This window comes from Roseitalea sp., assembly GCF_984466335.1.
In genome coordinates, this window is the sequence record NZ_CFIFWG010000121.1 from 1 (window position 1) to 9,758 (window position 9,758).

Annotated in this window: 10 protein-coding genes; all 10 read right to left on the reverse strand. The window is 67.6% G+C overall.

What is annotated here, in order from left to right:
* Positions 1-32: 32 nt before the first annotated feature.
* Entirely contained in the window at positions 33-1,277 is a 1,245-nt protein-coding gene (locus AC5E6L_RS11220) for a YeeE/YedE family protein (protein ID WP_491773331.1), read from the reverse strand.
* Positions 1,278-1,303: 26 nt separating this feature from the next.
* The gene (locus tag AC5E6L_RS11225) at positions 1,304-2,224 is read right to left on the reverse strand and encodes a sulfurtransferase (protein ID WP_491230289.1); all 921 of its coding nucleotides are present in this window, start codon (positions 2,222-2,224) and stop codon (positions 1,304-1,306) included.
* A gap of 277 nt (positions 2,225-2,501) precedes the next feature.
* Positions 2,502-3,320: an alpha/beta fold hydrolase gene (locus AC5E6L_RS11230; protein WP_491230290.1), complete on the reverse strand. Its 819-nt coding sequence runs from the start codon at positions 3,318-3,320 to the stop codon at positions 2,502-2,504.
* A gap of 81 nt (positions 3,321-3,401) precedes the next feature.
* The gene (locus AC5E6L_RS11235) at positions 3,402-3,752 is read right to left on the reverse strand and encodes a hypothetical protein (protein ID WP_491773333.1); all 351 of its coding nucleotides are present in this window, start codon (positions 3,750-3,752) and stop codon (positions 3,402-3,404) included.
* Positions 3,753-4,382, reverse strand: a complete 630-nt coding sequence (locus tag AC5E6L_RS11240) for a nitroreductase family protein (RefSeq protein WP_491773335.1) — start codon at positions 4,380-4,382, stop codon at positions 3,753-3,755. It lies immediately after the preceding gene.
* Between the two features lie 282 nt (positions 4,383-4,664).
* The gene (locus tag AC5E6L_RS11245) at positions 4,665-5,228 is read right to left on the reverse strand and encodes an aminotransferase class V-fold PLP-dependent enzyme (RefSeq protein ID WP_491773337.1); all 564 of its coding nucleotides are present in this window, start codon (positions 5,226-5,228) and stop codon (positions 4,665-4,667) included.
* Positions 5,180-5,914 (reverse strand): aminotransferase class V-fold PLP-dependent enzyme, encoded by a 735-nt coding sequence (locus tag AC5E6L_RS11250; protein ID WP_491773339.1) that lies wholly within the window; start codon positions 5,912-5,914, stop codon positions 5,180-5,182. Before AC5E6L_RS11250 ends, AC5E6L_RS11245 begins: the two co-directional genes overlap by 49 nt.
* A gap of 16 nt (positions 5,915-5,930) precedes the next feature.
* Positions 5,931-6,656: a type 1 glutamine amidotransferase gene (locus AC5E6L_RS11255; protein WP_491228504.1), complete on the reverse strand. Its 726-nt coding sequence runs from the start codon at positions 6,654-6,656 to the stop codon at positions 5,931-5,933.
* Entirely contained in the window at positions 6,653-8,407 is a 1,755-nt protein-coding gene (locus AC5E6L_RS11260; protein ID WP_491228503.1) for a hydantoinase B/oxoprolinase family protein, read from the reverse strand. Before AC5E6L_RS11260 ends, AC5E6L_RS11255 begins: the two co-directional genes overlap by 4 nt.
* A gap of 16 nt (positions 8,408-8,423) precedes the next feature.
* A partial coding sequence (locus AC5E6L_RS11265; RefSeq protein ID WP_491773342.1) for a hydantoinase/oxoprolinase family protein occupies positions 8,424-9,758 on the reverse strand: 1,335 nt, incomplete at its 5' end.

Consider the following 9,758-nt stretch of genomic DNA (forward strand, 5'->3'; position numbering starts at 1 on the left):
GGCGGCGAACAGGGCGGTGTTGCGCGTCCGGCTCATGCGGAGACGCCCCTGCGCCCGAAGCCGTCGAGGCCGAACAGCGGCCGGGCGAGGACACCGACCACCGAGCCGCCAAAGGCCGCCGCGAACCACAGCCAGCCATGCAGGCTGCCCGATGCGATGCCGGAAAAAAGGGCGCCGATGTTGCAGCCGAAGCTGAGCCGCGCGCCGTATCCCATCAACAGGCCGCCAAGCGCGGCGGCGGCAAACGACGCCAGCGGGATCGCGGCCCGAGGCGCGAACTTGCCGGCCAGCGCCGCGGCCAGCGCCGCCCCGAGGACCAGGCCGAAATTCATCACCGAAACCGTATCGGCAAGCACCGAACTGGAAAGCGCTTCGGCCTGGGCCGGCCATGTCCAGAAAGTCCAGGTTTCGACCGGAACGCCGGCCGCCGAGGCGATCTTGGCGCCCCACAACCCGAAACCGTAGGTGATCGACCATGGATGCCCGGCAACCAGCAGCGTCGCGACATTGAGCAGCGCCAGCACGAGGCTGGCTCCGACCAGCGGCCACGGACCGGACAGAAGCCAGTTCCAGCCCGGCCGGCGTGGGCCGGGATCGCGTTCGAGATCGCCATGGGCGCGGCGTTCGATGAGGGCGGTGACGAGCGCGACCGCGCCCAGCCCGGCCAACGAGATCGCGATCGCCGAAGGCACGCCCAGCGTCTGGCCGAGGCTGACCGGCGGCAGCGCCGGCTGACCCAGCCACCACGGCAGATGCGCCGTGCCAACTACGGCGCCAACGATGAAGAAAATCAGCGTGACCAACATCCGCGCCGAGCCACCGCCGACGGTGAACAGCGTGCCGGAGCCGCAGCCGCCGCCAAGCTGCATGCCCAGGCCGAAGATCGCCGCGCCGACCAGCACCGAAACACCGACCGGCGCGATGGCGCCGACCAGCGGCTGGCTGCCGATGCTGCCGGCGGCCAGCAGCGGCATCATGGCCAGTCCCGCCAGCCCGACCATCAGCATCTGCGCGCGCATGCCACGCCCGCGCCGCTCCACGACCATACGGCGCCATGCGCCCGTAAAGCCGAACGAACCATGATAGAGCGCCGCGCCGAGCCCGCCGCCGATCAGGAACAGCGTCGCCTGCCGCAGATCGGTCAGAAGCCAGATCGCGGCAAAGCCCGCGGCCAGACATGCCGTCGCCACCGTCGCGGGGCTGCGATCGATGGCGACATCGGGCAGAAACCGGCCCGACGCTGCCGGCACCGTTGGCGTTGCGACGTTCTGCGACATGATGACGAGCCTTCGCGCAGGGGCCTTTACTGGATCGCGCGCGGGGGATCGAGCGGGCGCGACGGGTCCTGTGTCCATTCGGACATGGAGCCGTCATACATCGCCGACCGGTCGTTGCCGAGCACCTCGCTCAGACCGAACCAGGCAACCGAGGCCCAGTGGCCCGTGTTGCAGAAGGTGATGTTGGCCTCGTCCGCGCCGACGCCGACCGAGGCGACCAGCGCTTCCACCGTCTCGGGCTGCGCGAACAGGGCGAACTCGCTTGAATAGAACTGCGAATGGGGCAGGTTCACCGAGCCGGGAATGGTGCCTGGCGCTGCCGCGACCGGGCTCTTGGTCTCGCCGCGGAACTGCTCGCCCGGACGGCCGTCGACGAGCTTGGTGCCCTCGTCGAGCGCGGCGAGGACATCGTCGGTGGTGGCAAGGACGCCCTCGTTCAATCTGACCTCGAATTCGGAAACCGCGGCGCTGACCGGTTGCGCCACGCGCGCGCCTCCGGCCGCGTCATACCGGCGCCAGCCGCCATCGAGGATCGAGACGTCGTCATGGCCCAGATAGCGGAAGGTCCAGTAAACGCGCGTGGCCGATCCGAACTCTGTGGAATCCGTGCCCCAGGGCACGATCACGACATGGTCGTCATTGTCGACGCCGAGGCTTTCGATCAGGGCGGTGATGTCCTCGATCGCCGGTATCTTGCCGGGCACCCCGTCGATCTCGGTGCGCCAGCCCGCCGTGTTGTAGGGCGCGGTCACAGCTCGGGCCATGTAGGGGCTGTCGCCGAGATCGGTGTTTTCGACATTGGCGCGTATGTCGATGATGACGAGATCGTCATCGCCGGCATGCTCGATGACCCATTCGGCGCTGACAAGAGGCCCTGCGCCTTCGAACGCCAGCACCGGGACGGCGGAGGCGGCGAGCGCCGCGATCGCGAGGTTGAGGCGATTCATGTGCTTGATCCTTCTGATGACGCAGGTCCCGACAAAGCCGGCCGCATCCCGGCGGCTTCGGCCTTACACCCGTCATGGTAGGTGTATCGACATGATCCAGCGAGGCATCGGATCTGCAAGGCCCGGACCGATGAGAAATTTTTTTGCCGATAACCGTCGATCGGCGGTATGGGAATGCACCTTTTTAGGCATCGTTCGGCTTCTCAGGCGTCATGAAATCCGGCGCGCGCCAAAACATCGGTGCCATCGGCGATGACGCTGTCACCGGTGACATCCATCAACCGGGCGCGGCTGCCAGTATCGCAGCCATCGCCTGGAGCACCGCATCCGTGGGCATATGCGCATCGCCCTCCAAGAAGTGGCGGGTTGCGTTCGGCAAGTGCTCGGCCGAGCGCCGTGCCGCCTCGAACGGCACCATCGCATCTCCCCTGAAATGCCAGATGTCGACCGGGCAGGTGACGGCCGACGGTTCAAGGCCCCACTCGATCGCCTGGAGCCGCGCCTCGCGCGCGGGGCCCGCCGCATCATGAGCCAGGACGGCATTGAGCGCCGAGGCCATGCGGTCCGCGGCAATTTCCCCGGCTTGGCCGACCCGTTCGACGGCCTGTTGGCACAAAGCGCGGAATTCGTCGCACAATTGGGCCTCGCTCGCCGTTTTGTAGCGGGCATAGGCCGCCCGGCCCTCCGGCGGATAGCCGTCAAGAACGCCACCTGCGTGAATGAACTGCACGCCCGAAATGATGGCAACCCGCCCGACGCGCTCGGGCATGCCTGCGGCACAAGCATATGCATAGGGTGTCCCGGCGGACATGCCGACCACGTCGAAGCTGCCATCCACACCGAGCGCATCAAGCACCGGCACGATCACGGCCGGCCAGTCGCTGAGACACGTCATTGACATCGGCGGCGTTGCGCCATAGCCCGGCCGCTCGATCATGATCCAGTCGAGCCCTGCGGGCTCGCCGATTTGGCCCCAGATCGGACCGAACGCGCCGTCGCCGACCAGCCCGTGATGAACCAGGACCGGCCTGCCGCCACGCCGGCCTTCTCTGCCGTAACCCCAGACCGTGCCATCGCTTGTTTCGATCACAGCCATACCCGCACGTTTCTCCAGATCAGCGCCGCGTCGGGTTCCGGCATGCGCCCAATGGGTTTTGTTCACCGGTTGGGCAAACTGTCAGGCCCTGCTCCTTCTGGCCTCGATGAAGCTCCTGACAAAGAAGACCATGGCGAGAACCGACGTCGCCTGCATGGTCAGCACGCGGATGAACGCCACCGTATCGCCCCGGTCGAGCGTGCCCATCAACGGCACAAAAAGCGCGCCGAAAACGACGAGCGTCAGAAGAACCGCAACATGCGCGACGGTTTTGTTCTCGGACTTGACGCCGGGATGACAGGCAAGCAGCGCCAGTCCAAAAACAGCGGGCACAAGCGCCGTCAACGACCCGGTTTCCGAGGCAAGATAAGTCCAGCCGGATATGACGATGAGGACGAGCGCGTTGACGAGATTGCCGATATGGGCTTTCATTTACCGGCTCCCCGGTTTGAGATCGGTTGTAATCGCCGACAGTTCGGGGCGTGCGCGTTCCCTGGGCGGTGATTGCGCCGTGCCGATGTAGATGAAGCCGGCCACCTGCTCGTGTTCTTCCAGGCCAAGCCATGACAGCACGTCGGCGTCATAGGCATACCATTCCGTCAGCCACTGGGCGGCAAAACCGTGCGCGCTGGCTGCCAGCAGAAGGTTCTGGCAAACCGCGCCGCAGGTCAGCGTCTGCTCCCAGACCGGGGTCTTGTGCTCCGGATCGAGCCGCGCGATCACGCAGACGGTGACCGGCGCGCGCGTGAAGCGGTTTTGCTCCCGTTCGATCTGCGTGGCGGTGGCGTCGGCGTTTTGCGTCGCGAAAACTTCGGCCAGCCGTGCACCGAGCCGCTGGCGATCGTCTCCGGCAATCCGAACGAAGCGGTATGGCACAACGCGCCGATGATCGGGCACCCGCGCCGCGATCGTCAACATCCTCTTCAGCATGTCCGGCGCGGGACCCGGCTCGCCAAGCTGATCTGCCAGCGTGGACCGCCGTTGCCAAAGGGCGTTGGCGAATTGGTCGCTTTGGTGATCGGCGGCCAGCGGGTTGCCCATTTCCGGTGGCTGTCTTTGCATTGAAGTCAAGATCGCGCCTCGTTGCTGTGCTTAAGGCCAAGGTCGGCGCGGCCGAAGATCACGTGCAGCCGGGGCGTACGAAGGCGGAGCCGGGTCATTTTGGCCCTGCGGGATCAGTCGTCCGCCATTTCATCCTGCCAGATAGGACCAAAACCAGCCATAGGCAACGGCCAGCCGAACTCCTGCGCCGATAAAGCGCACCATGAAGGGATCGTCTTGTGCGGGCGTGGGTTGGACTCCGCACACGCAGCACGCGCTCGGCACGTCCGGCGCGGCGGACGGTCAGGCGATCGCCGCCATGGCGGCGAGGAACTGGGCGACCTCGCCCTCCGTGTTGTAGTGGCACATCGACACGCGCACGCAGGACTCCAGCCCGAGCGGGGCGAGGATGTTGCCCGAATAATGGTCGTTCTTGCGGGCGTGGACGCGGATGCCCTGTTCGCGCAGGGCGGCGACGACCTGTTCGGTCGTCATGTCGCGCACGGTCAGGGCGACCAGGCCCTCGCGCGCCGGATTGTCCACGCCGCCGATGACGGTGACGGCCGGCATTTCGGCCAGACCCTTCAGATTGCCGGTGCCGTGCAGCATGGCGTCGGTCAGCGCTTTTTCGTGCGCATGGATCGCCGCGCCGGCCGCCTCGATGCGGGCGCGGCGACCGGCGGCACCGGTGAACTGGCTGCCCAGCCAGTCGAAATAATCGACCACGTCCGAGAAGGTCGCATAGGCGCCGGTGTCGCGGGTGCCCAGTTCCCAGTTGCTCTCGGGGCCGCCGATCAGCGTATCGTGGGGCAGGGCGGTCAGCCGGTCGGACGCCCAGCCGATGCCGTAGCCGTGCCGCGAGAACACCTTGTAGGGCGAGATCGCATAGCCGTCGATATCGTAGCCGTCGATGTCGAGCCCGCCATGGCGGCGTGCTGGATGCCGTCGACGATGATGATGCAGCCGGGCGCGACCGCGCGGATCGTCTTCGCGATGGCGCCCACATCGACGCCCATGCCGGTCACCGGCGAGGTGTGCAGGATCGTCGCCACGCGCGTGTCCGGTGTGATGTGGGGCGCATAGTCGTCGGCGGTCACCGTGCCCGTTGCGTCATCGTGCGGCACGCTGACATAGGGTTTGCCCGTCACGCCCGCCCAGCGCACGCAGGCGCTGCGCGAGGCGGGATGTTCGAGCGTGCTGCCGACGACCTGCCCGTCCGCGGACGCGCCGACGATGGCCGTCGAGATCAGGCGGAACAAGAGTTCGGTGCCGCTCTCGCCGACGAAGACCTGGCCCGAGCCGGCATTGAGGAAGGCGCGGATGTCGGCCTTGGCTTTCCTGATGGTGTCGACCAGCGCGTGCGAGGCGGGATTGTCGCGCCCCTGATTGTCGGGAATGGCGGCGAACCTTGCCGACGTGTCGACCACCGAATTGAGCGTCAGCGCGCCGCCGGCGTTCTCGAAGAAGATGCGCGGACCCGAAAAGGGGCAGTGATCGACATGGGCGAAGCGGGACCGCACCGCGTCCGTCAGCCCGGCCTTGGTCGATAGCATGGCGGGTTTTCCTCGTTCAGCGGCGGCTGCGCGGCGCGCTCATCGGGCGCCCGCGTTCGACATAATCGACGAAGTTGCGCAGCGCGCCGAAGGCGGCCTCGCTGTCATGAACCTCGGTGCACAGTCGCTCATGGTCCATTCCGCCGGCCTCGAATTGTTCACGGTTCTCGGCGAACCAGCGCATCAGCCCGTCCGCGTCCATCTCGGGATGGGGCTGTATGCCCCAGACCGGTCCGTTTGCCCAGCGCCATATCTGGTTGCCGCAATCGGCGCTGTCGGCCAGGACGACGACCGCCTCGTGTCCGGCGCGCACCTCGTCGCCATGCCAGTGAAACACCGGCATGGTGTCGGGCAGGCCGGCCGTCACCGGGTCGTTCCGCGCCGCATCGGTCAGTTCGATCGTGCCGAAGCCCTTTTCGCGCGCCTTGCGGATGAAGACCTGATCGCGCCCGACCAGCGCGGAGGCGAGGACCTGGCTGCCGAAGCACAGGCCCAGCATCGGCACCTGCGCCTCGCCGAAGCGCCGCAGCACCGCATGCAGTTCGTGCACCCAGGCCAGATCGTCATAGGCGCCGTCGAAGCTCGGCGTGATGAAGACCCCGCAATAGTCGCAATGGTCGGGGAATTCGCCCTCATTGGTGCAGCGGACCTCGACCGGCAGGCCCGACGCATGCAGGAAACGGTCGAAGCGGGTTTCGGCCTGCCGCTCGTGCCAGTTGTCGAGGTAAAGAAAGGGTTTCATTGCGCCACCATGCCTTCGGCCGCCGCCATGCGCAGGCGCAGCGCTTCGGTTGCCGGCCCGTCGACCAGGCCCTCGGCGGTCAGCGCCACGCCATAGTCGCGTTCGGCCTCGGTCGCCGTGATCAGCCCGTCCAGCACGTCGGCGCGGACCCGTTCGGGATCTCGCTCCAGTGGCGGACCGTAGCCGCCGCCGCCGGGCAGTTCGAGCACCAGCCGCTCGCCATGGGGCACCGACTGGCGTCCCTTGCTGGCGAGCGGGCGGCCCGAGCCAAGCCGCACCACGCCCTTTGCGCCGTCATGGCCGCCATGGCGGCCCTGCGGCGCCTGCCATGTGCGGTCGAACATGGCGGCGACGCTGAACGGCACGTCATCGAGCCCGCCATATTCGAGCACCTGCCCGAAGCCGCCGCGATGAAGGCCGGCGCCGCCCGAGCCCTCGCGGAACTCCTTGCGCCAGACGACGACCGGGAAGGCCGCCTCGATGGCCTCGACGGGCGGGGTGCGCACGCCGCTCGGAAAGGCCGTCGCCGACATGCCGTCCATGGTCGGCCGGCCGCCGGTGCCGCCGGTGTTGAAGGTGATGACGTCGAAATCGGCGCCGATCTTCGGCGCCTTCGCCGCAACATCGGGATCGATCGCGGTCAGGCCGCCGCGGATCATCGGGTTCCACATGGCGCCCGCGCCCTCGGCGGGCACCCGGTCTGGGATCGCCTGCGCCAGGCAGCCGAAGACCACGTCGGGCAGCATCTGGCCGATCACATGCCGCGCCGAGACGGGCATGGGACGCCGCGCGTTCAGGATCGAGCCCTCGGGCGCCGAGACGCGGGCGACGCCGATGGAGCCGGCATTGCAGGGCACGTTGGGCGCGATCACGCAATTGACGCCGAACACGGTGTAGGCGAGGCAGAAATTGGCCACCACATTGATGCCGAACGGGCTTGCGTCCGACGAGCCCGTATAGTCGATGCCCAGCGTTTCGCCATCGACGGTCAGGGCCGCCTGGATGACGATGGGCGCGTCGAACCCGTCCAGCTCGACCCGGTGGCGATAGGTGCCGTCGGGCAGTGCGCCCACCGCCCTGGCGACGCTCGTGCGCGACTGTTCGACGATATAGTCGCCGATCTCTTCGATGTCGTCGAGGTCGAACTCCTTGAGCAGGGCCACCAGGCGGCGCGCGCCCTCGTCATTGCAGGCCATCATCGCATAGAAGTCGCCTTCCATGTCGTGGGCATTGCGCACATTGGTGCGCAGCAGGCCCATCAGATCCTCATTGACCGCGCCTTCCCGCGCCAGATGCATGATGGGGATGTTGACGCCTTCCTCATAGACCTGCCGCGCGTCGGGCCCGAAGCCGCGCCCGCCCATGTCGACGATGTGGCACGTGTTGGCCAGAAGGCCCACCACACGCCCCTTGTGGAAGGCCGGCGTCAGCACGGTGACGTCGTGATAATGGCCCACCGAAAGCCACGGATCGTTGGTGCAGAAGACATCGCCCGGCCGCATCGTGTCGACCGGAAAGCGGTCGAGGAAATGTTTGACGCAGATCGCCATCGCGTTGACGTGGCCGGGCGTGCCCGTGATCGCCTGGGCGACCATGTCGCCACGCCGGTTGAAGACGCCGGCCGACAGGTCGCCGCATTCGCGCACCGACTGGCTGAACGCGGTGCGGATCACGGTCTGCGCCTGTTCCTCGATCGCCGCGATCAGCCGGTTCCAGATCAACTGCTTGCGCAGCACGTCCATCGTGTCCATTGCCACCTCCGAAGGCTCAGCGGGCCCGCTTGCGGCTGAGCGCGATATGGCCCCGTCCGACCGCGCGGGCCCGAAAGGCCGACGAGACGATGATCGAGGTTTCGTCCTCGACGATGATGGCGGGGCCGTCGATCGTACCGACCGCCGCCATGTCCTTGCGCGCGATGACGCAGAAGGTCATCATCCGGCGGCTTCCGGCGTCGAACGCCCTGCGGTCCGACACGGGCGGTTCGCCCTGCGCAGCATCGGTCGCCGGGGCGCGGTCGGCATGGGGGGCGCTGCTGACGACCAGGCTCCAGGCGACGATCTCGCCGGTCGAGATGCCGCCAATGTCGCGGCCGAACACCTTGCGATATTCGGTGTCGAGCAAACCCTGCAACATGGCCGGCGCGTCGGCGCCGAAGGGCTCCATCGGCACGTCGATGGCGATCTCGTGACCCTGGCCGCGATAGCGCATATGCGCCTGACGCCGGACGGTCGGCGGCCGGCCGTCGTCGCCCAGACCCTGCCGGACGTTGGCGCGCGCTTCGGCTTCCATATCGGCACAGAGCCGGTTTGTCCGTTCGGCGTCGAACCGGTCGAGCGGCTGATAGTGGGTCCTGACCACCTCGAACGAAATCGGCGCGCGCAGGAAGCCGACCGCCGAGCCGACGCCGGCATTGGCCGGCACGACGATCTCGTTCACGTCGAGCTTGTCGGCAAGCTGGCACGCATGCAGCGGCGCGGCGCCTCCGAACGCGACCAGCGTGCGGTCGTCGACATTCTTGCCGCTTTCGATGGCGTGCACGCGCGCCGCGCTCGCCATGTTGTCGCAGACCATCTCGGTGACGCCGAAGGCGGCCGCCGTGGCGTCAAGCGTCAGCGGGCCGCCGATAGTCTCCTTCATCGCCCGCTTGGCGGCCGGCATGTCGAGTTGCATCCGGCCACCGGCGAACTCATCGGCGTCGATGCGGCCCATCAGCAGATTGGCGTCGGTCACGGTCGGCTTGTCGCCGCCAAGCCCGTAGCAGGCCGGCCCCGGCTCGGAGCCTGCGCTCGCGGGACCGACCGCCAGCCGGCCCAACTCGTCGATACGGGCGATCGAGCCGCCGCCGGCGCCGATCTCGACCATGTCGATGACCGGGATGCGCAGCGGCAGGCCGCTGTCCTTGCGAAACCGGTAGACGCGCGCCACCTCGAACCTGCGGCTGGTCTGGGCCCGGCCCTCGTCCATCAGGCAGATTTTCGCGGTCGTGCCGCCCATGTCGAACGAGATCGCCTTGTCGACACCGAGTGCGCGCGCGATCTCGCCGGCGAAGATGGCCCCGCCGGCGGGGCCGGATTCGACCATGTAGGCCGGCTTCTCCGCGCC

Coding starts and splice junctions, on each gene's coding strand:
- AC5E6L_RS11220 (WP_491773331.1), bottom strand. CDS start 1,277: ATGTCGCAGAACGTCGCAACGCCAACGGTGCCGGCAGCGTCGGGCCGG.
- AC5E6L_RS11225 (WP_491230289.1), bottom strand. CDS start 2,224: ATGAATCGCCTCAACCTCGCGATCGCGGCGCTCGCCGCCTCCGCCGTC.
- AC5E6L_RS11230 (WP_491230290.1), bottom strand. CDS start 3,320: ATGGCTGTGATCGAAACAAGCGATGGCACGGTCTGGGGTTACGGCAGA.
- AC5E6L_RS11235 (WP_491773333.1), bottom strand. CDS start 3,752: ATGAAAGCCCATATCGGCAATCTCGTCAACGCGCTCGTCCTCATCGTC.
- AC5E6L_RS11240 (WP_491773335.1), bottom strand. CDS start 4,382: ATGCAAAGACAGCCACCGGAAATGGGCAACCCGCTGGCCGCCGATCAC.
- AC5E6L_RS11250 (WP_491773339.1), bottom strand. CDS start 5,914: ATGCTATCGACCAAGGCCGGGCTGACGGACGCGGTGCGGTCCCGCTTC.
- AC5E6L_RS11255 (WP_491228504.1), bottom strand. CDS start 6,656: ATGAAACCCTTTCTTTACCTCGACAACTGGCACGAGCGGCAGGCCGAA.
- AC5E6L_RS11260 (WP_491228503.1), bottom strand. CDS start 8,407: ATGGACACGATGGACGTGCTGCGCAAGCAGTTGATCTGGAACCGGCTG.